Annotated in this window: 21 protein-coding genes and 2 pseudogenes; 12 read left to right on the top strand and 11 right to left on the bottom strand. The window is 42.6% G+C overall.

Translation table 11 applies throughout. The features are described from left to right. Positions 1–253 precede the first annotated feature (253 nt). The 5 genes and pseudogenes from F7734_RS25860 to iscB form a co-directional block, all read right to left on the bottom strand. On the bottom strand, positions 254–523 hold the full coding sequence (locus F7734_RS25860) for a hypothetical protein (RefSeq protein WP_155747498.1): 270 nt from the start codon (positions 521–523) through the stop codon (positions 254–256). Between the two features lie 51 nt (positions 524–574). Then, positions 575–892 (bottom strand): hypothetical protein, encoded by a 318-nt coding sequence (locus F7734_RS63865; protein ID WP_155747497.1) that lies wholly within the window; start codon positions 890–892, stop codon positions 575–577. 434 nt (positions 893–1,326) lie between these two features. Beyond that, positions 1,327–1,509: pseudogene (locus tag F7734_RS25850) on the bottom strand (hypothetical protein); the annotation flags it as partial. Between the two features lie 171 nt (positions 1,510–1,680). Next, on the bottom strand, positions 1,681–2,064 hold the full coding sequence (locus tag F7734_RS25845; RefSeq protein ID WP_155747496.1) for a hypothetical protein: 384 nt from the start codon (positions 2,062–2,064) through the stop codon (positions 1,681–1,683). Between the two features lie 495 nt (positions 2,065–2,559). Continuing rightward, a complete protein-coding gene (gene iscB, locus F7734_RS25840; protein ID WP_155747495.1) occupies positions 2,560–3,891 on the bottom strand; it encodes an RNA-guided endonuclease IscB in 1,332 nt (443 codons plus the stop codon). Between the two features lie 774 nt (positions 3,892–4,665). On the opposite strand from iscB, the gene F7734_RS25835 reads away from it, so the two are divergent. The 3 genes from F7734_RS25835 to F7734_RS25825 are packed head-to-tail and all read left to right on the top strand — an operon-like array spanning position 4,666 to position 8,868. Further along, the gene (locus tag F7734_RS25835) at positions 4,666–5,307 is read left to right on the top strand and encodes a (2Fe-2S)-binding protein (protein ID WP_155747494.1); all 642 of its coding nucleotides are present in this window, start codon (positions 4,666–4,668) and stop codon (positions 5,305–5,307) included. A gap of 4 nt (positions 5,308–5,311) precedes the next feature. Next, positions 5,312–7,810, top strand: coding sequence for a xanthine dehydrogenase family protein molybdopterin-binding subunit (locus F7734_RS25830; RefSeq protein ID WP_155747493.1), 2,499 nt, complete (start codon positions 5,312–5,314; stop codon positions 7,808–7,810). Then, positions 7,807–8,868 (top strand): FAD binding domain-containing protein, encoded by a 1,062-nt coding sequence (locus F7734_RS25825; RefSeq protein ID WP_155747492.1) that lies wholly within the window; start codon positions 7,807–7,809, stop codon positions 8,866–8,868. The genes F7734_RS25830 and F7734_RS25825 overlap by 4 nt, the downstream gene beginning before the upstream one ends. Before the next feature lie 385 nt (positions 8,869–9,253). Here F7734_RS25825 and F7734_RS25820 read toward each other — a convergent pair whose 3' ends face one another. Continuing rightward, positions 9,254–10,435 carry a hypothetical protein gene (locus tag F7734_RS25820; protein ID WP_155747491.1) on the bottom strand — a complete coding sequence of 394 codons (1,182 nt, stop codon included), beginning with the start codon at positions 10,433–10,435 and terminating at the stop codon, positions 9,254–9,256. A 27-nt stretch (positions 10,436–10,462) separates the two neighbouring features. Further along, complete coding sequence (locus F7734_RS25815; protein WP_347566285.1) at positions 10,463–10,900, bottom strand: transposase; 438 nt, start codon at positions 10,898–10,900, stop codon at positions 10,463–10,465. Between the two features lie 594 nt (positions 10,901–11,494). On the opposite strand from F7734_RS25815, the gene F7734_RS65500 reads away from it, so the two are divergent. Next, a complete protein-coding gene (locus F7734_RS65500) occupies positions 11,495–11,629 on the top strand; it encodes a hypothetical protein (RefSeq protein WP_279239761.1) in 135 nt (44 codons plus the stop codon). A gap of 372 nt (positions 11,630–12,001) precedes the next feature. Here F7734_RS65500 and F7734_RS25810 read toward each other — a convergent pair whose 3' ends face one another. The 3 genes from F7734_RS25810 to F7734_RS25800 all read right to left on the bottom strand — a co-directional run bounded on the left by F7734_RS25810 (position 12,002) and on the right by F7734_RS25800 (position 13,197). Beyond that, positions 12,002–12,145 carry a hypothetical protein gene (locus F7734_RS25810; protein WP_155747490.1) on the bottom strand — a complete coding sequence of 48 codons (144 nt, stop codon included), beginning with the start codon at positions 12,143–12,145 and terminating at the stop codon, positions 12,002–12,004. Positions 12,146–12,445: 300 nt separating this feature from the next. Continuing rightward, positions 12,446–12,793, bottom strand: a complete 348-nt coding sequence (locus tag F7734_RS25805; protein WP_155747489.1) for a XisI protein — start codon at positions 12,791–12,793, stop codon at positions 12,446–12,448. Further along, a complete protein-coding gene (locus tag F7734_RS25800; RefSeq protein WP_166482145.1) occupies positions 12,781–13,197 on the bottom strand; it encodes a XisH family protein in 417 nt (138 codons plus the stop codon). The genes F7734_RS25805 and F7734_RS25800 overlap by 13 nt, the downstream gene beginning before the upstream one ends. Before the next feature lie 173 nt (positions 13,198–13,370). Between F7734_RS25800 and F7734_RS25795 the strand changes: the two genes are divergently transcribed. The 6 genes from F7734_RS25795 (at position 13,371) to F7734_RS25770 (ending at position 18,831) form a co-directional block, all read left to right on the top strand. After that, on the top strand, positions 13,371–13,610 hold the full coding sequence (locus F7734_RS25795) for a hypothetical protein (protein WP_207714208.1): 240 nt from the start codon (positions 13,371–13,373) through the stop codon (positions 13,608–13,610). 152 nt (positions 13,611–13,762) lie between these two features. Further along, on the top strand, positions 13,763–13,900 hold the full coding sequence (locus F7734_RS25790; protein WP_243147083.1) for a type II toxin-antitoxin system HicA family toxin: 138 nt from the start codon (positions 13,763–13,765) through the stop codon (positions 13,898–13,900). 438 nt (positions 13,901–14,338) lie between these two features. Next, entirely contained in the window at positions 14,339–15,325 is a 987-nt protein-coding gene (locus tag F7734_RS25785) for an aldo/keto reductase (protein ID WP_155747488.1), read from the top strand. Between the two features lie 274 nt (positions 15,326–15,599). Further along, complete coding sequence (locus F7734_RS25780) at positions 15,600–16,382, top strand: type 1 glutamine amidotransferase domain-containing protein (RefSeq protein ID WP_207714207.1); 783 nt, start codon at positions 15,600–15,602, stop codon at positions 16,380–16,382. Between the two features lie 77 nt (positions 16,383–16,459). Beyond that, a complete protein-coding gene (locus F7734_RS25775) occupies positions 16,460–17,644 on the top strand; it encodes an MFS transporter (RefSeq protein ID WP_155747487.1) in 1,185 nt (394 codons plus the stop codon). A gap of 29 nt (positions 17,645–17,673) precedes the next feature. Further along, positions 17,674–18,831, top strand: a complete 1,158-nt coding sequence (locus F7734_RS25770; RefSeq protein ID WP_155747486.1) for an XdhC/CoxI family protein — start codon at positions 17,674–17,676, stop codon at positions 18,829–18,831. 421 nt (positions 18,832–19,252) lie between these two features. On the opposite strand, the gene F7734_RS25765 is transcribed toward F7734_RS25770, so the two are convergent. After that, the gene (locus F7734_RS25765; RefSeq protein WP_155747485.1) at positions 19,253–19,441 is read right to left on the bottom strand and encodes a hypothetical protein; all 189 of its coding nucleotides are present in this window, start codon (positions 19,439–19,441) and stop codon (positions 19,253–19,255) included. Between the two features lie 274 nt (positions 19,442–19,715). Between F7734_RS25765 and F7734_RS25760 the strand changes: the two are divergent. Together F7734_RS25760 and F7734_RS25755 are read left to right on the top strand one after the other, a co-directional pair. Continuing rightward, positions 19,716–21,046, top strand: a pseudogene (locus F7734_RS25760) (IS4 family transposase). A gap of 224 nt (positions 21,047–21,270) precedes the next feature. Continuing rightward, positions 21,271–25,677 (top strand): caspase family protein, encoded by a 4,407-nt coding sequence (locus F7734_RS25755; protein ID WP_155747484.1) that lies wholly within the window; start codon positions 21,271–21,273, stop codon positions 25,675–25,677. Positions 25,678–25,692 lie beyond the last annotated feature (15 nt).

Below are 25,692 nucleotides of genomic sequence, written 5' to 3'. Positions count from 1 at the left end.
TTGTAGGTTGGGTTGAGCACAAGCGTTACCCAACAAATGCCGATAAATGTTGGGTTTCGTTCCTCAACCCAACCTACGTAATTGCGTGTTTTTATGCTTAACCGAGCCGTATTGAAACCACACCATTGTGGGGCAGTAACTATAAGTAGTTGCTGCTCCACGGTTAGTATCTGCTATTTAAGCATTTGCTTATGCAAGTATCAACACTGTTTTCATAGAAATTAGTATCTGCTACTTTCCAAAAGCATGATAATTATTTGATGTTTTTGCCAGAATCAGATGCTCTCTTCTTCGCTTCCTCAACTGCGGCATTCAGTGCTTGGAGTGCTGTAGAGTAACAGCCGAACAGGCATGAGTCAAAGTCGGCAATGGGGAATGGGTTGCGCTCTAATATGTTATGAATAGCAATAGCATAAGAATAATTCCCTTGAGCTATGGGATGATAATATACCGCCACATACCACGGTATACTAATTCCCAACTCATATTTAATGTCATCTTTTTCCAGGATTGGCTTATCCATTGTCGTTTGAACTCCTCACGGTTTTAACTGATAAGTACTTAATGTATTTAGTTATATGTATTTGCAAGGCATTTGTCTCTTGAGAACTGCGCCTAAATTGGCGAATAGACAGATGCTTGCTAGGGCCAATAATATATATGTGGGAGCCATAACTACTCCCATCATAAACCAAGCAAAGACATGCAGTATCATCAATAAAGCAAAGATACTAGCAATTCCAGCAGTTTGCCAGATATTAATCATCGGACGACCCAACAGTGTACAAATAATTGTTGATGAGGTAGTAACTAGGTTAGCTGGAATTAAAAAAGCACAAATCCCAATGCAGTAAGTGCTTGAGAATTCAGTTAAGGTGTTAAAGTCGAGCATCAGCTTTCTGGCTAAGTTGCCAAGTTTTATATGGATGTTTGTCTTGAAACTCTAAAGACTAGTACTTGACCACATTAATTCTAATGGGTTAAGTTGCTCAGAATCTCGGTTAAATCCCGGACTTCTTGAAAAAGTCGGGGGATCTTGTAGATCTCAAACATTTGTGTCTCTAAAAGTTAAGTTGCGTAGCCTTGAGATCCGCATCCTCAAGCAGCTTTATCTTCTGGGCATGGATTGTTATCCAAAATGCGTTTTGGCTATGGTGAGTCATATGACTGAACCCCGGTGGGGATGAATAGCGCTTAAAAGTGAGGGGTATGCGTAGTGTCGATAATTTGCCTGTCCACCTCTTTCAAACAGGTTTTTCATGGCAAGAGCAGCGATACTTGCCATTGCACCCTTCGCTAATAGATGGAAGAGCGTTAGTGAACTCCTTAGCTTACTCTTTCACTTGTGTATACTTCACTCCTATGTACGCGAGGGCTGCGAGCGCCAGCAACAGATCCAATCATTGAAGCAAGTAAACCTACTAAGGAACCGAAGACAAACCCCCACAAACCTTGACGTGTATTTGATGCAATGTCACGAGCTTGTTGAGCAGATACCTTAGGCACATTCGGCTCTTGCGTACTTAGCGTGCTATTTTTAGGAGAAAATTAGCGGAAAACTCTTACCTGAATTGTATTACAGCCATTATTCCCTTCATAACAGTATTCTTTTCTAAAATTGAAACTATAAGTGTCTGTAAGCCTTGCAAATAAAGCATAATTATAAATTTTCCGGAAAATTTAGCACGCTATGTCCGAAAGAACCGAATTCTCAACAATGCGAGCGATCGCTACTGTTAACTGCTGCGGTGTACCTTTTATCTGAGAAGGGTCAATAATGAGTTCGACCTGGCTCTGGATTACCGTTCCTCGATCGTCTTTGAAAAAGTGATTTTTGCCCGTACAACGAACTGCTTCAGTAAAGACGTGGGTTTTGATGTGCCAACTATTTGTATAGTCTGAATTATTCCAAATAGAATTTTCTGTCCAATTAAGTAAATCTTCGCTAAGGAAAGCATGTGCTACTGCTGGAATATTGGCACCGCCAGACCACTCATGTACTAGATATAAAAGTCCGTCTTGCTCTTGGCTTGATTTGAACTTAATTTTTCTGACCTTTGGCATATACGACCAGGGCAAACGCATCTAAAATTAACAAAACTAAATGGACAAAAAATTTAGTTTATGTATTTGACGTATAAATAAGGTTTTTCGTTAATCTTCTTTTTTATCCGTAGACGTAAGGTAAAAATTCTCATGGTATTGATTCTCAATAAATAGGGTTTAATGCGAAACATTAGGTGTTTATTGAGAATATGGCATTTTTATTGACAAGGTGCGTTTGCCCTGCATATACGACACAAGTTCCGTTAGCTTGTCTCGATAAGTGGCATAAACCAAAGGACGAGGAAAGGGGATATGGGCATCAATACAGATCAACATGGAAAATGGTACAATAATGAAAATGGGTAGCGTTATTTAGCTTAATCCAAGAGAAGCCTCTCATTCACTCTGTAATCAGAGGAATGATGAGATGAATCTTGGGGCAATGACGAATTGACGAACTACCTATGTTAATCAAAGATTAACGCGGGAGTGAAGTCGATGAGGAATTGCCAATTACGGCACGATTTGGCATAAACCAGATCTCCTTTTAATTGAATAGACTTTATTAACGTTAACCACCTTATTTTTAATACCAGGATAGTTTTTTAATTTAACACCAGTGCCTAAGTTTTGCATTCCAACAACTTCATACACTTTCCCTTCAAATTGAACTAAGTCCTTGGGTTGGTATCGGTAACGGGATTTTTTAATTCGCCGTTGCCCTTTTGAGATTTTGCGTTGACGGTAAGCTCTGAGGTTTTCACCATTTTTTTGTTTGTTGCGAGTTCTCCTACCAGAGGATAATTCTGAACCAGATTTGGTCGAGCCATCTCTTGCATCAATGTATTTGGCATCATAGAACTGCTCCATTGAGCGCTTGTTACGTCTAATTTGTTCTAGGATTAATGATTCTACTCTTTTTTGAGTCGTACCACCCGCAATTACAAAGGCATCATTGTGATGTGATTTTTCTATTTTAAATTCTCTTCTAATGCCTTTGGTAATATAACCGTAAGTTGAGCTATGTTCTCCATTATTGGTCAAACGCCATCTAACTGTTGTCATAAAGGTTTCACCTTTAAATGACTTCAGCTTTGGCTCCCATCCGAACAGAAATCCACTCTTTTTGTGGTTTTTTGGTGTATGGCATTTATCACACAAGGTAATCAGGTTGGCAGGTCTATCTGTTCTGTCTTCTTTCCAAAATCCTAAATGATGTACTTCTAGTATTGGATTGGTATCTTTGTTTTTACAATTTGGGTTTTGGCATTTATGCTGATCTCTGTGCAAAATGTATTCACGTAAATTGTCGAAACCATACTGCTCACCTTTCTGGTAACCTACTCCACTAATTTCAGCATTCTTTATTTTTTGAATGTCAAAACTAGCTACCTCAACCGCCACTTCTTTAACTGGAACTATTTTCTGGATTTTGTCAAGAATTTTCTGATGGGTATCTAGTTTGTGCTTGATACTTGGAGCCAACCAATTTTCCTGACACCTACGATTGTCAAATCTTGGCGCACGATATCTTTTTCTATTGCGACGTTGGCAACGGTATTTGGTACGTTCTGTCAATCGCTCAGACATACCTTTTAACATCCGAACTTCGCCACCAATCAATTCTTCTTTCTCATTGACAACGCTATATCCAATATTTTCATAGCCTGCATCAATACCTAATGCCCCTGGTTGAGTATAACCACTAGAACCATAAATTAATTGAATGGTAAATGGATCGCGACTAGAAATTTTGGCTTTTCCTTCCTTCAAGAGCAACCTAGCTTTACGAGGGGAAGTCGGCATTAACGGTTTACCATATTTGTTGACAACGTAGACTTTCATAATTGATATTCCTAATCAACAGGTGATCGCTTTTCAGCGTGGTTCCCTTTGCCAATGTTTATCCAGGTTTTGTATCAGCAACACTTCTCTTCTTCCTGTAGAGATGTTTAATCACTGACCGTAGTGAGCCTGCCCTGCAGAAAGGTTTCCTTTCGTAGGGGACTGGCGAACCCGTAAGGGTGTTCAGAACTAGGGATCGAGACGCTACTCTCTGTATTCTGAAGTACCTATGTATTCTGAATAAACGGAGTAACTCTTGCATAACGGGTTACAGAGGCTAATGACGTACTTCCTAATTTCTTTAGAAGCCCACATTCACCCTGTAATCAGGGGAATGTGTGGAGTCGTCACCTTATTCATATTTCATTGAATGTGTTATGTGCTCCAGTTTACAATCAAATGAATTACTCATAAAATTTTGATTCAGGCAGCAATTCCTCTTCTTTTTCCTCTGTGCCCTCAGCGCCTCTGCGGTTGAAAAGTCATTTTTTTAACCGCAAAGACGCAAAGTACGCAGAGGTAAGAGGTGAGAAAGCTATTCATTTTCTGAAGTTTTGATCCACCTTGATGGCGCTAGCATTGCCAGCCCTACATATAGTTCCAAAATCAAATAGGATTGCTATATATGAACTTTGTTGTTAATCTTTTTTCTTTGTAAATCAATAACTGTCATTTTTCTGTCATATTCATTCGCGATAATCAAAACATTAAGATCCGGCAATTCGCATTCCTGGGCGTTACACGCACTTAACCATCGAATGGCAGTGAGGAACAATGACAAAACAGGACAAGCCTGAAAATAGAAAACGTAGCGGTGTGACTCGTCGCGGATTTTTCAAAAGGGCAAGTTTCACCGTAGCTAGCGCAGCGATCGTAGATTCTGGTTTGATTAATACTAAAGAAGCCGCAGCCGCACCTTCCAACTTTGTTGGTCCGGGACGCACGCCGATTCAACTCCGCATTAATGGAATGGAACGCCGTGTGGAAGTCGAACCTCACAACACCCTTGCCGAAGTGTTGCGCTTCAAGCTAGGTTTAACAGGTACAAAAGTTGTGTGCGATCGCGGTTCCTGTTCGGCTTGTACAGTCTGGTTGGATTCAACACCCGTGTGTTCGTGTATGATGCTAGTTATTGATGTGGGCGTTCGCGCCATCACGACCATCGAAGGACTTGCCAAAGGAGAAAATTTGCATCCAGTACAATCAGCATTCATTGAATACGATGCCATGCAATGCGGTTATTGTACCCCAGGGATGGTCATGAGTTGCGCGGCTCTGCTAGCAAGGAATTCAAACCCCACACTTGAAGATGTACAAGCAGCAACAAGCGGTAATTTGTGTCGCTGCGGTACCTATCCCAAAGTTTTTGAAGCAACCCTCGCTGCTGCTAAGTCCATTCAAAGGGGAAGGAGTTAAAGGTATGGCTCCCAATCGCAAGCTCAAGAAAAATAGAAAGCGCTATGTCATTTTTATGGCTTCTGCGATCGCTACAACCGTTGCAGATGCAACTGCAAAAAGCCAAGCTCAATCCAATTCATCTACCCTAGGAAAGATGACAACTCTTGCCATTGGTATTCCAGGGGTAAACATAAGTCAAGTTCAGCGAGAGATACCACCAGATGAACCGCCACCACTGCCTCCCAACGCCGAACTTTCCGTAATTGGCAAACGCACTCAGCGTTTGGATGCCCGCCTCAAAGTGACAGGAGCAGCGCGTTATACATCAGATGTGCAGTTGCCCGGAATGCTTTATGGCAAAATGTTGCGATCGCCCTATCCCCACGCCCGCATTCGCTCCATCGATACAAGTGCTGCAGAACGCTATCCTGGAGTCCGTGCCGTGCATATCCTAGATAGGGTAGTAGGAGGCGCAACAGAGCGCGATCCCAAACCCGTTACACCCGGACAACTGCCCCTCATTCGCTTTGTCGGTCAGCCAATTGCTGCTGTTGCTGCCACAACACTAGATGCTGCAGAGGAAGCAGTGCGAGCGATCCGAGTGGAGTACGAGCAATTGCCCTTTGTTGCCGATATGGATGCAGCACGTCAGCCCAACGCACCCCTTGTTTTTGAAGGACCAACAGAACAAGCAGGTACGGGAGGCGGTGGTGGAGCACCCAAGGGTTTACCCCAACGCGGCAATGTGCGAGGACCAGTCAAAGAAAATTTGTTTGGAGGGTCGCGTGGTGACGTTAAACAAGGGTTTGCGGAAGCAGAGGTAACTGTTGAAGGGGAATTTCGCACGCAAGTACAGACCCATTCTGCCTTGGAAACCCATGGTATTGTAGCCGATTGGAAACCAGAAAGCTTAACCGTTTATATCTCCACCCAAGACACTGTAGGTGTGCGTAACGAGCTTGCAGATGTGTTCAAGTTACCAAAAAGCCAGGTGCGCGTCATCACAGAATTTATGGGTGGTGGCTTTGGAGCTAAATTTGGAATCGGTAATTACGGTGCTGCGGCGACATACCTCTCAAAAAAAGCAGGTGCGCCCGTGCGTCTGATGCTCGATCGCAAAGAGGAGCATCTCGCCGTTGGCAATCGTCCGGGTACAATGCAACGGCTGCGTATTGGAGCCAAACGTGACGGAACGCTCACCGCCATCAGTCTCAGTTCTTACGGGACGGCGGGTGTTGGATTGGGAGCAGGCGTTGGCAACGTTGCTCAGGTCATGTACAAATGCCCAAACTTTGATTCGGAACAGTACGACGTTCTCATCAATGCTGGACCAGGTGCTGCCTTTCGCGCACCGGGCAATCCCCAAGGTGCTTTTGCCCTAGAACAACTGATTGATGAACTCTCCGAACGGCTCCAAATAGATCCATTAGCGCTGCGTGACAAAATAGATGAAAGTCCGACACGTCGCGAACAACGCCGCATCGGTGCCGAACGCATTGGTTGGAGTCGGCGACACGCACCTGGTGCAGACTCCGGATCGATTAAGCGGGGTATTGGTATGGCACAGTCTTTTTGGCCCCGCATCGTTGAAATGGATTCGTCTTGTGAAGTGCGAGTTTTGCGGGATGGCTCAGTTGAGGTGAGGTCAAGTGTCCAGGATATTGGCACTGGTATTCGCACCGTGTTAGCGCAGGTGGTTGCTGAAGAGTTCGGTTTACAAGCAACAGATATTACCGTGCGAATTGGTGATACCATGTTTCCTGTAGGACCGGGTTCGGGCGGTAGCAAAACCACTGGCTCAATCACACCAGCTGCTCGCAATGCTGCATATCGTGTCCGGCAACAAATGCTACAACAAGTTGCGCCCGCTCTAGGAGTGAATGCAGATGCTTTGACGATGAAAGATGGGCGTATCTTTGTGAGTGCTGCGCCATCAAAAGGGCTATCGTTTCGCGAAGCAGCCAAAAAACTGTCAACCGAGCAAATTGCAGTCACGGCAAACCGCAGCGAAGACTATGGTGGTTTCCAAATCAAAACTCCTTCTGGAGATGGCTTCAGCCATGGGGGGTTAGGTGGCGTGCAGTTTGTTGAAGTGTCAGTTGATACGGAAATAGGGCTGGTGCGAGTTGAACGTGTGGTTGCGGTTCATGATTGCGGTCGTCCCATCAATCCATTGCAACTAGAGAACCAAATTAATGGCGGTATTCTTCAAGGCACATCATGGGCGCTTTACGAAAATCGGCATTTGTGTCAAAAATCGGGAGTCATGGTCAATGCGAACTTAGACCAATACAAAATAATTGGTTCCCGTGAAACTCCAAATATCGAAATTCTCTTGCTAGAGGATTATCAGGGGCGTAGTTCTACGGATGCAGGTGGTATCGGAGAACCAGCAATTATTCCAACGGCGTCGGCGATCGCCAATGCCATTTATAACGCAACTGGTGTACGCTTGCGGGAATTACCAATGACACCAGAGCGAGTACTAGCTGCCTTAAATGCATCAAGGAGAACATCATGAAGCGCTTTGAATGGACAAATGCTTCTAACATCAATGAGGCTGTAACGCAAATCAACAGTACGGTTGCCGATGCTACGGTTGTTGCTGCTAGCCCTATGGCTGCTACCAAGAAAAACCAAACTGCAAATAACACGGCGATTGTTAAAGCAGGAGGTATCGATCTACTGGATTTGTTAAAGGAAGGGTTAGTTACGCCATCGCGAGTTGTCAATATCCGCACCCTTCCCAACCTGGATCGCATAAGTGCAGATGCCCAAACTGGTTTACGCATCGGACCTCTGGTTACACTTGCTCAACTCAGCACAGATCCGGCAGTCCGTCAAGGTTATACTGCCCTTGCTGAAGCAGCAAGTCATATCGCCACACCACAAATCCGTAACGTTGCTACTATTGGTGGAAACCTCTTACAACGTCCGCGCTGTTGGTATTTCCGCTCCGAACAGTTTCGCTGTTTGAAGCGGGGAGGTCAGGAATGCTTTGCTATTGAAGGGGAACACAAGTTTCATGCTGTTTTTGATAATGAGGTTTGCCCTTGCGTGCATGCTTCTACAGCTGCAACGGCACTCCTCGCCCTTGGTACTCGACTGGTGTTGACGAGTCCAAAAGGAGTGCGCGAAGTTGCACTGGAAGAGTTTTTCGTCACACCAGAAAAAGACGTGCTGCGCGAAAACTCGCTTCAGCCTAACGAGTTAATTACAGAAATCCGGGTACCTGTACTGGGGGCAAACGTGCGATCGGTGCATCTCAAACAGGGTGAGAAAGAGTCTTTTGACTGGGCGATCGCAGAAACTGCTGTGATGCTGGAGCAGTCTGGTGGACGCTGTACAAAAGCTTCTATCGTCCTCGGTGCAGCCGCTCCTGTTCCGTTGCGTGCTAGGACTGCGGAGGCTGTTTTAATTGGCAAACAGATTAATGAAGAGATGGCGCTTGCGGCAGCACGTGCAGCAGTACAAGGCGCAAAGCCGCTCTCACAGAATGGGTATAAAGTACCTATTTTTGAGGTGTTGGTGCGGCGTGCAATTCTGCTTGCGGCTTCAAATACTGGAGGTAGTCGTTGAATGAGGTATAGCGATTCCCACTTTAGTAAACCTGAGTTCGGCGTAAGAAAAAGTCTGAAAACCAAGCAGAGTAAAGATTGTAGCAATACATAAATAAGCTTTGCTTATTGCAGCGAAAAAAAATCAGATATCTTGGGTACTCAAAGAAGTAAAATGAATTTGTGATGAATTCATTTTGCTTATGAGTAGTAAAAAAGTGTTCAAACAGGATCGCCGGGGAGGAAGACGTGAAAATGCACCATTATTAGGCAATTTGGAAGAATAAAGACACAATTACAATCCGTGTACCCAAATTAATTGCAACACAAGTACTAAAGAAAAATTACCAGGAACTAACTCTCCCCAAACACTATCTGGAATAATCGTTCCTAATTTTCGAGAATTATCACCCAGTTAGGAGAGCACTAGTAATAAAGAAGATATTCATGAACACGTAAGCTGTAAGAGTCGCACCTAAACTGAGGTGTTCTATTTGCAGTAGATTTTTCTTTTTTTCGCCATTGTAAAGTCTGTGAAAAAAGGTCTGAATCGCACTTACAAACAGAATAAAGAGCATTGTAGCAATATGAATTTTATCAACCAGAGTCACCTCTTCGACTTGCCCAAGCATTGACTCTGCAACCTGCAAATTCACGAAAACTGCAAACAAACAACCCACTAGTAGACTAAGACTCGCTGTAAAAAGGTCATTTTGCGATACATCAAAAAAGATGCATAATAGGCAAACAGCAAAGATAATATAGACCCCCGCAGTTAACTTGAGGAAACTCATGTAACTTATTCGTTGGAGATCAAAAGTAATTATCAATTTTGGAAAATAGAATTCATCAGTTTTTATTCTTGGATCGCCAAAATTAGAGATATAGTGAGAACTTTCAGGCTTCACATTGAAACTAGTAATCTTCCAACCATCTTCCAGGTTGATATCAGGATGTATCTTGGAAGATTTCATATCACTTTCATAGACCAGATTGTCAACATTTATATTTTCACTAGGTTCAAAAAAAAGTTGCAGCTTGTGACGATCAAAAGGATAGTTTTTCAAATCCCAGTTTTGTTCAAAAGTGCCTTGGAGATTACCAATTACATATGTTCCCGCTCCCATTTGAGTGGTTGAAGTATATGTCATTTTGTAGTTTTTTCCGTTAGGAAAATATACGGTTTTGAAGTCAAGAGCATTCGGTTTATTACAATTAGCATACAGCCAAGTATCGATAAAAAACGAGCTTTGTGTAAAGTTAAAATCATTGAGCCTCATGATATAGGCATTAATTTTACATCGAGTCTGTGCATTGGGGGGTTTAGTAGTTGCCTTCGAGGCAGTCGTGGGAGCAATAATTGGGGTGGGGGTTTGAGCCGTTACATGAATCGGATACTCTATCAGGGCAACCAGACAGATGAGGATGATACCTAGTCCACAGAAAACTGGATACAGCAGCGCCTGAAATACTGACTGTGCAAAAAGCCGTTTACTAAGTAACATTATCCGTTGCCAGAAGACCATCTTCTTTTGCTGGTTCGATAGCTTTGCGGTATCTAGAGTACTATTTTTGTTGCGCTTATACATTCCCTTTACTAGTAATCGTGAACAAATTTAAGTATATCTACTCGTACTATGTTCAATACGGTGATATCGACTATCCGATCTTGAAGATACGTCTTCTGGACGATGTTCAAGACGATTTAAAGTGTTTTTCCCAGCCAAAGTAATTGATTCTTGTTCTGAATTAATTACTTTTCCTACCGCCAGTGCAAATATTGGGTCGTGACGTAGAGTTTCACGATCGTTGATATCTTCATAGCCCATGATTAAGTCATATATTCTTTGTGCAATTAAGCTATTAACTGGATGCAAAATTTTATTGGGATCTCGGTAGTCTTTGAAACACGCTGCTAACCGGGACGTTATTTCTCTTTTTCTGTCCAGTTCCGTAATTAATGTTAGTCCTGCATCGGATGTTACAGGCTTGTCATTGAAATTAACTATAACTGGACATGACCTTACTTGTTCAAATACGAACTGTTTCGGTATACTATGATTTTTATTTGGGGTTATACTTCAAACCGCTTTCATCGTTGTGCAATATAGATTTTGGCAGTTTTTGACCCTTATTTCTTCAAGCCTGGTGAGAAATCCGGGTATAAGTATGTAGTGGAAGCGACTGATACAACAATTACAGGTAGCAGGAATGGATGGTTCTTTCGTACATAGTGTGCTAAATTTTCATTAAAATCTACAAGTATGCTTGTATTTACAAGGCTTACAGGCACTTATAATTTCAATTTTAACAAGGAGTAACATTTTGAAACTAATAATAGCTGTAAGCCAAGCCCAGCAATAGTTTTAAGCTTATTTTTTTACAATTTTAGCACGCTAAGTACGCAAGAGCCATATGTATAAGCGATTAACCCGGCAATTACATTAACCATAAAATTACAAAGCGTCAATTAACTCCAACTTATGTCGTTCAGACATACGAAGCAAATCCCAGCCTGAAAAAAAAGAGAAATATTACAGATAGTGCCAATCTTGATGCCGAAGAGAAAGTATTTGGTATTGGTGATTTGCTGGCTTTAAAGCCAACCGTAGCAGTGTTAGAACCAACAGGGGTAAACTACTCAGGCGTTGTGGATTCACCACCTCAAGCTTGCAGGAGTAGAAGTACTGCTCGTAGGTCACGATAAACTGTGTCGATATCGCAACACAGAAGATAAAGATGATGCAGGGGATGCATATGCACTCGCTAGTTATTATGCGTGAAAATTATGGTACTTGCGTACTTAGCGTGCTATTTTTATGGAAAAATTAGCTTAAAATCCTTGTCTGGATTGTATTACAGCCATTATTACCTTCATAACAGTATTCTTTTCTAAAATTGAAACTAGAAGTGTCTGTAAGCCTTGCAAATAAAGCATAATTATAAATTTTTATGAAAATTTAGCACGCTATGTACGAAAGAACCAAAACGCTCGGCAGCAAAGGCTCGCACTCGCATTATGGGTCGGGCTGTCATGTTGCTGTGCGCGAGAGTTGGTTAAAGAGCTCGCAGCCCAAAAAGAAGGCTACAACTCAACAGTTAACCCAGAAGTAAAGGTATAGGCACCAAGAAGCGAGTGTAATTCAACACTCGTTTTATTTCGCTATCGCCATAACTCCCACCATATGCACTGCATATTGTGAGCCGATGTCATTAGATGCTTCTACACGCTGTACCAACCATTCAGCATCACGGCATAAGACTCGCATTCCAGGAGCCAGGGGCAGGATATTGGGCATAACATAGAATTTGTATAAAAAAATACGCAAATACTTTTTTAATTTAAACTGTGGCACATAACACAGAAATATATTTCCAATGTTGTTTTTTTGCTCTGGTATAAATTAAATAAGTGCTTCAATATCCCTGTATAACACCTCAATTTTCTAATGTCAATTTTTTAGACTTCATATGCAGTCTGTAAAAATACGTAAAAGCTTTGGTTTTATATCGCCCTACTTATCTATCAAGTAATCGCCTCTCATCTTCAATCAAAGCCATTTTCACCGGAAAGCGATCGCCTTTTAATTCTTCTACTTTTAGCCCACACTATAGTCACTCATTTCCCGCATGAAAGGAGGATAAAAACCTAGCACAATATCTTCTTTTGGTACGCCCAAATTGACTAAATCTGCCGCAATATCATGTTCTGTTGAATTATAAAAAATCCAGATTTTCTCGTTGCGAATATCAAGATGTATTACACAATGATGCACCCAGCGCTTATGCTGCCAACCTAGATGCACAATTTGATAGTGATGGCGCTGCGTATCAAAAATAGTCTCAACCTCAATCTCACCATAAGCTGGCTTAATTTCTGCATAACCCATCAACAATTGCTGTACAATTTGCTGATAGTTCGTTAATTTATCCGTCACTCTTTCCATAGTGAAATTTGCTCCAATTCAATATCGTAAACAATTATTTTTACGGAGTTTTCTTGCAGCATTGAGGCGGGAAAATCAAGTTGAAAGAAACTGTTGTAGATTAGATCGGGTACGGCTAGATAGAGAATGCGATCCGGGTCTTTACGACGCAATGCAGCCCGATAGTTAATAAACTGCCCCAGTGCTGTATGAAACTCGGAAATTGCCGAAGCACTGGTCAAAAAACTTTTGACTTCCACGGCAATTTTCTCATCTCCTCGCTCCGCAGCTAGTAATCGTTCTGCCCCGAAGTCAATTTCCATATCTACACCACCTACTTTAATCTGAAGCGGATCGTGAGTCACATTCCACCCATCTTTAGCAAGAGCTGTCTTAACAACTTGATGAAAACGATCCTTAGCCACAACAGACGATTCGATCTAAAGGTGCAATTCCAACCTATCACACCAAGCTGTCATAGCGATCGCAATAGCTAAGGCTTTTTGAGTTTCAACATATTCAGTAAATATAAGGATACGATGACTATTTTTTTTACCTGTTCAAGCTTAAGAAAAATAGAAAGCGCTATGTCATTTTTATGGCTTCTGCGATCGCTACAACCGTTGCAGACGCAACCGCAAAAAGCCAAGCTCAATCCAATTCATCTACCCTAGGAAAGACGACAACTCTTACCATTGGCATCCCTGGGGTCAATATAAGTCAAGTTCAGAGAGAGATACCACCGGATGAACCGCCACCACTGCCTCCCAAAGCTGAGCTTTCCGTAATTGGCAAACGCACTCAGCGTTTGGATGCCCATGCAAAATTAAAGTGCTAAAACGTAATCCGCGTTCTTGCATACTGCCCTAAGAGAGCGAATGTACTGCTTGTAGTTCGCCTGCGTCAGCTTGTATTGAAATAGGGCAATCATATTATGTTCGCATAATTACTTGCGATTTACTGACTTTTGTACATTGAAGTTGTTGCTGTATGAGTAAGCTACCAATTGTTTCGGGTGCGGAGTGCATTAAAGCTTTAGAGAAAATTGGCTTTTCAGTGTATCGACAACGAGGTAGTCACATTACGACGATCTGCCAAGAACCCACCAATCCAATACTTGTCGGTTAAGCCCATTTGCTGAATACGGAACCTTGTGAGTCTTTAGAAGAGGCAATTGCAGCACTCAAGGCAAAAATGCTCGAACTGTTGAGAGCTTTTTCCGCAGTTTGAGTTACCGATGCTATTTCCACCAAAAATTGCAAAGTGACGGTTCATCCATCTCCTTTGCCGTCTTAACGAGAATCGCGAAGCGTACCTGAAGTATATCGCCTTTGGTGTCTCACACAGAACTGCGGAAGCGCGATCGATTCATTTATGTGAAAATTGGCTGTCATTTTTCTGTCACATTTAGCAATTAAGCTGAGAACCAGCTATTTTTTTGCAAGTTCCTTGAAATTTGCCTTCCTGAGGTTACATCATTCTATTGAGGTCTAAGGTTAAAAAACCTTACTCAGCGACAAGTCTGCTGTAACAGCAATGTATCTATCACCTTAGGAGAAATCAGACATGAAAACACGAAAACTCGGAACACAAGGATTAGAAGTCTCAGATATCGGACTCGGTTGCATGGGTATGAGTTGGGCATATGGCAGTAGAGATGAAGCTGAGTCAATTCAAACAATTCACCGAGCTATTGAATTAGGCATCAACTTTTTAGACACCGCTGAGGTTTATGGTCCGTTCACCAACGAGCAATTGGTGGGTCGGGCTATCAAAGACCGTAGAGACCAAGTCATCATTGCTACTAAGTTTGGCTTCAAGATTGATGAAAACGGTAATATAGCTGGTGTAGACAGCACACCAGAAAATGTTCGGCGCGTCTGTGATGCTTCTTTACAGAGGTTGGGAGTTGACCACATCGACTTGTTCTACCAACACCGGGTGGATAAGACAGTGCCAATTGAAGAAACCATTGGTGCAATGGCAGACTTGGTGGAGCAAGGTAAAGTTCGCTACTTAGGACTATCAGAGGCAAGTCCAGAAACTATCCGTCGCGCCCATGCAGTCCACCCCATTAGTGCATTGCAATCCGAGTACTCTCTTTGGGAACGGAACCCAGAAAAACAAGTTCTGCCAACTGTACGAGACTTGGGAATTGGTTTTGTTCCCTATAGTCCACTCGGACGCGGCTTTCTTACAGGGCAAGTCAAACGGGCTGAAGATTTTGCTGAAGATGATTATCGTCGGAATGACCCTCGTTTTCAAGGTGAGAATTTTGAAACTAACATGAGAATTGTCGAGCAGGTTAACCAGATTGCCCAATCTAAAGGGGCGACACCCGGACAAATTGCATTAGCTTGGTTGTTGCACCAAGGCAATGATATTGTACCTATCCCTGGGACGAAACGCAGGGCATATGTTGAGGAGAATGCCGCAGCAGTTGATATTAGCTTGAGTGCTGAGGAATTGGCACAACTGGATCGCGTTGCACCTGTGGGAGAAACAGCAGGCGATCGCTATGCTCCACAGATGATGAGCCTTCTTGACCGATAACTACGATTGCTTATAGAAAATCCCTACTCCCCACTCCCCACTCCCTACTCCCCATTTTCTGGCTAGACACCCACGGGCAATAGCCCTCAATGAGGTTAGGAAAATAATTCTTTTCCCATGCCCAATGCCCAAAATTGTATCAAAGACAGCAAGAATGAGAAAGACAGAGCAACCATCAAACTCTTATGATGAAACGTGCTCCTTTGAAAAAAATTAGAAGCGTATCCGCGACTTGCCAATTACCCCAGATAAGCTGTTATAGGGAGTAACTCACATGAATGAGTCTACACACAATACTGTGACAAACGACGAGCATCGTCGCCTAGTAAGCTACGAAGCGCCAGTCAGCGTACCACGTATCAGCACTCAACTGATTGTCTCAGCTGGTGAGCCTGAAAACGAGGCGATGCGGCGCTTACTGCTTGAGCCTCCCGCCGATCCAAGCCAGATGGGTGGGTTGCGGTTCGTCATCTTAGCAACAGATGGCGTCGAAGAACTCGAACTCACCGTGCCTTATAAATTTATTGCGGAACGCGGCGGGACTGTACATCTAGTTTCTCCTCGTTTTGAGATGCCACCTGCAAAGTTTGGCGTACAGTATCCTCAAATGCGGGCTACACATATTATGACAGTGCGCTGGATGGAGAACGCTGGTTGGTTCCCAATTGACCGATTCCTCAATGAAGTCAAAGTGTCTGACTACGATGTACTGATTATACCTGGTGGTACGTGGAATCCTGATGCCCTACGTTCAACACCCGCAGCGATCGAGTTCGTCAAGGAATTCTACGAGAGTGGCAAAGTAACTGCCTCGATCTGTCACGGTCCGTGGGTGTTTGTCAGCGCTGGAATTTTGCAGGGTAAGCGGGCGACAGCGAACTGGCCCATTCATGACGACTTAAGGAATGCAGGTGCAATTGCGATCGATGAACCAGTTGTGGTTGATGGTAACTTAATTACCAGTCGTCACCCGATTGACTTGCCACCCTTTATGGAAGCAATTGCTGTGGCGGTAAAAAAAGCTACTGGTGCAGCACAACACAGTTTCACCTCTTGAGCAGGTTCAGATCCCCGACTTCGCACTTATTTGTCGGGGATCTTACCGACTTAACTCTTTGCGGGATAAACAAATTCATGAGCCAGCCGATTAACTCGCCTCTAGTCAAAATAACGCTGCTCTTTGTCAGCACTCTAGCTGTCATGGCAAGCGCCACAATCGCTCCTTCACTCCCAATCATGCGAGAACATTTCGCTGACGTCGATAATGCAGACTATTGGGTTAGGTTGGTTTTGACCGCGCCATCTCTTTTCGTTGCGATTGGAGCACCCTTTGCAGGCTTCATTATTGATAGCATAGGGCGCAAAACTCTGTTAGCAATTACGTTAATAATTTACGGATTGGCTGGCAGTTCAGGCTTATGGCTGAATTCTATAGGACTCATCTTAGTGGGGCGGGCGTTGTTAGGTTTGAGTGTCGCTGGGATTATGACTACCGCCACGACATTGATTGCTGATTACTATACAGGTGCAGCCCGTGCAAAATTTTTGGGGTTGCAGGCGGCGTTCATGGCATTAGGGGGAGTCGTTTTTCTCTCAAGCGGTGGCTTCTTAGCGGAAGTAAACTGGCGTATGCCATTTCTACTCTATGCAGTTGCTTTGCTACTTTTGCCACTTGTTCTGCTGATTTTGCCGGAACCCAGACGTAACAGTCAGTCCTTAGAGCAACAAAGTAGTTCTCAAACTCAGGCTGTTAGCTTCCCGTTTGCACTGGTGGTATTGACTTATACGATCGCGTTTTTAGCTCAAGTGGTCTTTTACATGGTACCCGTGCAGTTACCCTTTTATCTACAAGCTTTAACAAATGCCAGTGCTTCTCAGAGTGGACTAGCAATTGCCCTAGCCACTTTATTTGCTGCTATCGGCTCTATCTTGTATCAACGCATCAAAGCCCGCTTAACCTTTATGAGCGTTTACGAGATAGCTTTCTTTAGTATAGGAGTTGGATATGGGCTAATCTGCTTTGCAAACGGCTACGGGATGGTTCTACCGGGACTTGCGATCGCGGGTTTTGGACTTGGCTTGCTGCTACCGAATATGAATCTTTGTCTAACCTCGATCGCACCTGATACTCTACGCGGACGAACTTTAGGCGGATTGACAACCTGCTTTTTCTTTGGTCAATTTATGTCACCACTGCTTAGCCAGCCATTAAGTCAGCTAGTAGGATTGAGAGTAGCTTACGGACTGGCTGGGATTCTGGTAATAGTTCTCGCTTTAGTCACTTTTGTTGTTATGTCTCAGCAGAAAAGATTGGCATAATTAATGTAAAGAAGAATGCAGCTAGGTAAATGAAAGAACTTCAAAATATTATTGAAACCTTCAAGCAATCCAAACTCACCGATCGACGTACTGCTCTTGCCACTGTTGTTAAAACGAGTGGTTCAGTATATCGCAGACCGGGCGCACGGATGTTGATTACCGATGATGGTCAAACAATCGGCGCTATAAGTGGTGGGTGTTTGGAGAGCAACGTCTTTGAACGATCGCAACCGTTGATGTTTTACTCGGGCGAGCCGTTAGTTGTACAATATGATACCACATCTAGCGACGATATTGTTTGGGGCTTTGGTCTTGGCTGTAATGGAGTTGTCAATGTCTTAATTGAATCTCTTGCGGATGCATTTGCTAGCAATCAACTGGAGTTTATCGCTGAGTGTTTTCTTCAATATCAATCGGGAGCGATCGCAACTATCTTTGATGTTAAGGGAGAAACCCAAGTAAAAGTTGCCTCTCGGCTGTTCTTAAAACAAGATGGTGCTGTAACTAATAATATTAAAGACCGTGAATTGGCTCAAAAAGTGTTGCAAGATGCTCGAGAGGTTCTGACAAACGGGCGATCGCGTGTTGCATCTTACTCACTCGTCAACGGACGTGTCGAAGTCCTTCTGGAAGTTATTCAACCACCCCTCCCGTTGCTAGTATTTGGAGCAGGTTATGATGCTATTCCGGTTGTTAACTGTGCCAAACAGCTTGGTTGGCACGTTACAGTCATTGATAATCGACCCGGTTATACAACTCGCGATCGCTTTCCCAATGCAGATGATATCATTTTTTGCGATCCAGAAAACCTGAAAGCACACCTCAGTTTCAATTCTCATATGGTTGCTGTAGTGATGACCCATAAGTACCTTCACGATTTAGAATTGTTAAGAACTTTACTATTGTCTCCCCTAAAGTATATTGGTCTGTTAGGACCGAAAACTCGACGAGAACGATTGCTTCAAGACTTACAAGCCTCTGGATTCATGCCTACACCAGACCAATTGCTTCACCTTTACAGTCCGGTTGGTCTCGACATTGGTGCTAATACTCCAGAAGAAATTGCTCTTTCAATTGTGGCAGAAATTCAAGCTGTTGTTGCTTGTCACAGTGGTAGCTCGCTCCGAGAACGCACCAAACCTATTCATTCCCAGCACGATGAACTCACACCTCTGGTGTCAATTTAAAAGTCACTTCAATACATCACCAAAATCTGACAAGAACCCATATGTTGTCCTAAATGATTTTGAAGCATGTCGTGTCTGATTTGAAAACCCAATGAGTGCAAAGATGCACTCTAGTTCTGAAGTTATTCCATGTGCCATCAATTTTATAGTAAGTATACTGCCTAAAAAGTCCAGCAACAGTGGCAGAACAGTTACATCTGTTATTCTGTACGCTAACGTTTCAAAGTCCTGACGAACAAGTCCCAATACGGTTCGGTTAACAATTCTAACCTTGAAGATCCCCCAACCCTTCTTAGAAAGGGGGGCTTTGTTCCCCCTCTTTTAAGGCTACGGTGTACACACAAGTAGGCCCAGAGCGAGTTTTCAGCCAAAAAAGGTAGATTCGCGCCTGATAAAGCCCAGTAACCGTTCAGGGGAGTGTTCATGGAATGCTCGTTGTCCGCCGCAAGGCGATCGCAAACAACACAGGCAGAATTGGGCGATGTGACAACAGGTTAGTAGCTCTGTGAGAAGCAGGGTTGATGGAATGCTCGTTGTCCGCCGCAAGGCGATCAAAAACAAATCTCTCCGGATTTTGTGGAGTATGTCGCTGAGGTTTAGTATACTTCAACTCTTCAGGCTGCTATTCGCGTCGCCTTCGCCAGAACATTTGTGGGTTCGCGCATTTATATATAGTCTTAAATCTTGAAATGGCTGAAAGTCTTGTCAAAAGCTAATTTTACATTGTAGGCAGTCCGCACTTGCCCTTGGTAAACTACTACTTAAAGAGATTTCAGGGGATAAGCAAGAATGTCCAATCCAATCAGAATTCATGCTCAAATATTCGAGGGGCAAGCATTTGGAGACCCTAGGCTGGAAAAAAGGGGGCGGCATTGTACTCAGCGATGGAAAAACATCAATCAGTTATCATTCGACAAATCAGTAAAAATAGAGCTGAACAGGTAGGGTACTACCGCTTTTTGGAGAATGAAAAAGTGAGCCTGGGAGAATTAGCTCGGAGTCTATCAAACCAATGCTGGTTACAAGTAGAAGGAAAGCACATATTAGCAATTAGTGACAGTAGTGAAATCAATTTACAGTCGCATATAGGGAGATTGAAACCAGAGGGGTTGGGGGTAGTAGGAAACAATAAAGATATAGGATTTTATATTCATCCCACCCTAATACTAAACGCAGAAAATGGATTTCCTTTGGGGTTGAGCACAATACAATTGTGGACTAGAGATTTAGAACATGATGACAAGTATGAGCGCAACTACCAACTTTTACCGATAGAAGAAAAAGAATCATATAAGTGGCTACGTTCTGCCGAAGAAACCCAACCCTGTTTAACTATTGGTCATGCAAAAAGCATAACTCACATCGCTGACCGAGAAAGCGATATGTATGAAGAATTTGCGACGGTACCAAATCAAAATAATCATTTATTAGTCAGAGCATGCCAGGACCGACGCCTCAAAGTCCAGAGCGCGTCACTGTTTAAATACTTAAACCAACAGCCAGCAGAAGGCACTTATACTGTGGATGTACCAGCCGACTCACGTACTGGCAGAACTGCAAGAGAAGCGTTATTAATTGTTCGCCGTGCAAAAGTGAACATTCAACGTCCAGATAAATTGAGTGCCTCAGATTATCCACCAAGTGTGACGCTTTACGCAGTTGAAGCGGTTGAAGTTAACCCACCTAGTGGGCAGGAACCAATTCAAGCCGCGATTGTTAACAACCCATGAAGTCGTTTGTTTAGAACAAGCACTTTGTGTGATTAAATGGTACACATGGAGATGGCGCATTGAACAACTATTTGCCACCTTGAAAAAGGCCGGATTAAATGTAGAAGCCACTCAATTAGAATCGATTTCTGCTATTCAAAAACTGACTGTATTGGCCCTATCTATTGCCTTGAAAACCTTACAATTAATTCAAGGTCGAGATAATCCCGAACTACCTGCTACCATTGCTTTCTCCGATGAACAACAGCAATGTTTAACTTTCAAAAGCACCAACTGTAGAAGGAAAAACTCAATTCCAAAAAAACCCTTACCCTCCCCATTCTTTACCTTGGGCTACTTGGATTATTGCTCGAGGAGGCGGTTGGTGTGGTTACAAGTCCCAAAAACCTCCAGGTATGACTACGTTGATTCGCGGGCTTTATCAGTTTGAGTCTACCTTTTTTGGCTGGAAACTCGCTCTAGGCCTACTTGTGTGTACACCGTAGCTCTTTTAAGGGGGGCTAGGGTATCGAGTCTTATCCGAACCGTATTAGGAGCAAACAGACAGTGATTAAAGTGCATTCAAGTGCAAGATTGTAAATTTATTTTGTTAATCTAGTTAGATATCCGGAGAAGATCGCTCCCTCCGTGTAGTCTTACGTATAAAAAAACTAACTAATTTTTAATGGCACACAAAATATCTCGCAATCCAGTTATTTACTAATTATTTATGACTCAGTCTAGATATGATTTTAAACGTAATTTAGCAGTTATCATTGGTATTAATGAATACTCAAATGGTATCCCGCCCTTAACAACTCCTGTTGCTGATGCCGAAAAACTGGCAAATATTCTTCAACAAACCTATAAATATCAAGTTAAGACTCTACTCAATTCACAGGCTACCCTTTCTGGATTACACTCTCTGCTTGCCGATTTCAAAAACAAGAAATTCCCAGTAGGTGATACAACTGTGGAGGTTCAAGAGAGCGATCGCATCATATTCTACTTTGCCGGACATGGTATCGTTCCTACAGATGAACTTGAAGATAACAGTGAATGCAGAGGTTATCTCATCCCAACAGATGCAAAAACTGAGAATCTCCTTCAATCGCAAGACCTTCTTTTACCCATGCAAGATTTGCATGATGCTCTGATGGAATTGCCTTGTCGTCATATGCTGGTAATTTTAGACTGTTGTTTTGCAGGTGCATTTCGTTCGAGTTCTTATCGCAATGCTACGCCTGTACGCAAAATCTACAAACAACGATACGATCGCTTCATTAGTGAACCTGCATGGCAAGTCATCACCTCTGCTGCTTACAATCAAAAAGCCCTTGATTTCTTTGGTTTTTTTGGTAAGAGAGAAAGCGACGAGACGCAAGACCATTCGCCTTTTGCTAATGCATTATTTGAAGCATTGGAAGGTGACGCTGACACAACTTTTAAAAGAGGCGATGGGATTATCACTGCAACGGAAATTTATTCCTACGTGCGGGATAAAATCGAACCGATGACTGATGACCGCAATAGTCGCCAAACACCTAGTTTATTTCCTCTAGAAAAGCACGACAAAGGGGAATATATTTTCTTGTTACCTCACTTCAATCGGGAAAATCTCGAAGATGCACCCGTCCTGAAGTTAGACACCAATCCCTATCAAGGACTCAAAAGTTATGAGGAAAAACATTCTTCTCTATTCTTTGGTAGAGATGTACCGATAAAACAATTGTACGATCGGATTCGCGATCGCCATCACCAACTCGCGGTCGTCTTAGGAGTTTCCGGTTCCGGTAAATCAAGTTTAGTCAAAGCAGGTTTAATTCCTTGCTTGCGAAATCAGCCCGAACAAGAATTTTTTATCTTACCGACAATTAGACCAACAAGATCTCCTTTTAAAGCGCTTGCAGAAGCGATTTTAATAAATGCATATCCAGATGAGGTGGAGAGACGAGAAGAAATTGCTCGTCTTAAACAAAAGCTTCAAGAAGCACCGAATCAATTTATTAACCTGATTCAACAGTACAACCAAGTTCAAGACAACACAAAGTATTTACTGGTTGTAGATCAATTTGAAGAACTCGTAACAATGTGCAAGTCAGAAGCAAAGCGAGAAAGTTTCTTAAATTTTCTCGCACAAGCTTTGGCTGCTGATTCTCGCCTCTATGTCGTGTTGACTTTGCGGTCTGACTTTGAATCCCATTTCATAGATTCTCCTTTGAAATCCTACTGGAATGCAGGACGTTTTGAAGTCAAAGCGATGAAATCTCATGAGTTGCGTCAAGCCATTGAAAGACCTGCAATGGAAAAGATTTTAGAATTTGAGCCTCCAACATTTGTGGATCGTCTTATTGATGATGTGGGACAAATGCCAGGAGCGCTATCGTTGTTATCTTTTACACTCAGCGAACTTTATATAAAATGCGTGGTAGAAGAAAGACGAACTTTAACTCAAGACGATTATGAGACTTTGGGAGGGGTTATTGGTTCGTTAAGACAACGAGCAACAGAGGAATATGACAAGTTTGACCCAGCCCATCAAGCAACATTGCGACGAGTCATGTTAAGAATGGTGACTATTGAAGATGGACACTTAGCAAGGCGAAGAGTCCCTTCATGGGAACTTAAGTACCCGTTGGAAGCAGAAAACCAACGAGTGGAGAAGATTCTCGACCATTTCGAGCGTGTTTGCTTAATTGTTCGGGGACAAGATATCGGGGGAGAACCCTATGCAGAACCCGTCCACGATGCGCTAGTTCGAGAGTGGGACAAGTTAGACGCATGGCAGCGACAAGAACACGAAAATATTATATTACAACAACGTTTGACATTTGCTGTGTATGATTGGAATCAGCACGAGCGAGCCATAGGATATCTTTGGGTGAAAGATCCTCGTCTCGATGGTTTAGAAAAATTACTTGGCTCTCAAGATGGTCTTTGGCTGAATCAACAAGAAATAGAATTTATTCAAACGAGTATCAATATAAGAAAAAAAGAGCTTGAGGAAAAGGCACAACAGCAACGAATATTTGAGGAGTATCAACTCACAGCAAAACTACAACAGCAAGCATATCTCGTGGAACAGCTACTTAATCTGAAACAAGAGACGAATGGTTTAGCTCTAGCAGTTGTAACATTGGGACAAAATGTAGAAAAACTTACGACAGTTCTTAGTCCCGTACAGTCTAGTTTAAGAGCAGCAGTGGAAAATGCTAGAGAACGAGATGTTTTGGGAGTTGGAAATATATCTGCTGTGGCTATTAGCCCTAATAAACAATATATAGCTTATAGTGTATTTGATTCTCAAAGATTGCGTTTGTGGGATTTTCAAGGAAATTTTATTAATGGTTTTTTAGTTCCCGATTGCGATCGCATTCAATCCATTATTTTTAGCCCGGATAGTCAAGCGATCGCAACTGTGAGTGACCATTTCCAGGTACACTTGTGGAAACTTAATGGCGATCTTATTTGTGACTTTACAGTTCCCGATGGTCATCTCAGTTCCCTAACTTTTAGTTTTGATAGTCAAATTATTTTAACATCTACTTTTGGAATTGTAGGAAAAGTGCAGCTATGGAATCTTAATGGGAATCTTATTCAAGAATTTTCTGTTTCTCAAACAAAAATCAATTCAATAAATTTTAACGGAAAATACATCGTAACAGCTAGTAGTGGAGAGCCGACAAAAACTCAATTATGGAATGTTAATGGTGACTTAATCAAAGATTTACTTGACACAGAAGAAATCAATTCTGTAGATTTCAGCCCTAATGGGAAATATATTGTAACTGGGAGTGCTAGTCCTTCAGGAAAAGTTCAGTTATGGAATTCCGAAGGTGAGTTTCTGAAAAATTTTCTATTAAGTGAAGATGAAATAAGCTTAAAAGAAAATGGCATTCAATTTGTTACTTTTACGTCAGATGGTCAGAAAATTATTTGTATTAGCAAATGTAAAACAGCCACGCCATCATTTGTATTGCGATTGTGGAACTTAGAAGGATATCTCATTCAAAAACGGGAGTATTTAGGAAATTATATTTCTGTCAGTGCAGATGCTAAATGTGTTGTTACAGGGAGCCGAGGCGACCTTGGTAAAGTCACATTATGGGATTTGCAAGGTGATGAAATTGATGTCTTGTCAGGACACCAAGCAACTGTTAACTCAGTGGCTGTTAGTGAAGATGGTAAAATTATTGTGAGTGCAAGTGATGATGGCGCTAGATTATGGAATCTAAGAGATGCCATTCGTCAACCGCTTCCACATCAAGAAACTGTGAAATTAGCCGCTATAAGTACTGATGGAAATGCGATCGCCACAGGAACTGACAATGGAATTCTACGTTTGTGGAATTCACAGGGCGATTTATTAAAAGAGTTACAAGCCTATCAAAGTACTATCAATGCAATTAGTATTTGTGATAATGGCAAGAACATCATTACCTGTGGAAGTGATGACATGAATTTTGACAAGATTCGGGTATGGAATAGTTTTGGGAATTTGCTGGAAGAAAGAATCTTTGAAGGACAAAAAAGTTATCATCGAAGATCTGCTATTAGCGCTGATGGTAAGACAATTGTCAGTATCAGTGATGTTGTGAATATTCAAATTTGGAATGACCGAGGTCAACTCATTGGTGAAAATTCTCATGGTCACTCGGCTTGTATCAATGCAGTTGCTATTAGTGCTGATGGACAAACGATTGTCACGAGTAGTGATGATGATACGTTAGGATTGTGGAATAGGGAAGGTAAACCGCTCCTCGATCGCCACATATCAGATTTATATCCCAATTCCGTTGCTGTAAGTGCAGATGGGCAGTATATTATCAGTGGAACTCGCGACAATTGCGTGCGGTTGTGGAATCGTCAGGGTTATCTCCTCGATAGTCTCCTCCCCGGACATAAAGATGTAGTGAGTGCTGTTACAATCAGTCAAGATGGACTGACAATTGTCAGTGGAAGTTGGGACGGAATGGTGCGTTTGTGGTGGGGTGGAAATTGGAAAAACTGGTTGCAAATGGCTTGCGATCGCTTGCGTTATCATCCAATATTAGAAGACCTCTCAGATGAGATTGAAAAACAAGCATGCGAAGTTTGTAGAAAACTTGTTTGGGAACAACCTATTAGTGGTAATTGACAACACGAAAATTAT

Source organism: Scytonema sp. UIC 10036 (genome assembly GCF_009725235.1).
This window is presented reverse-complemented; position numbering and strand designations above follow the sequence as displayed.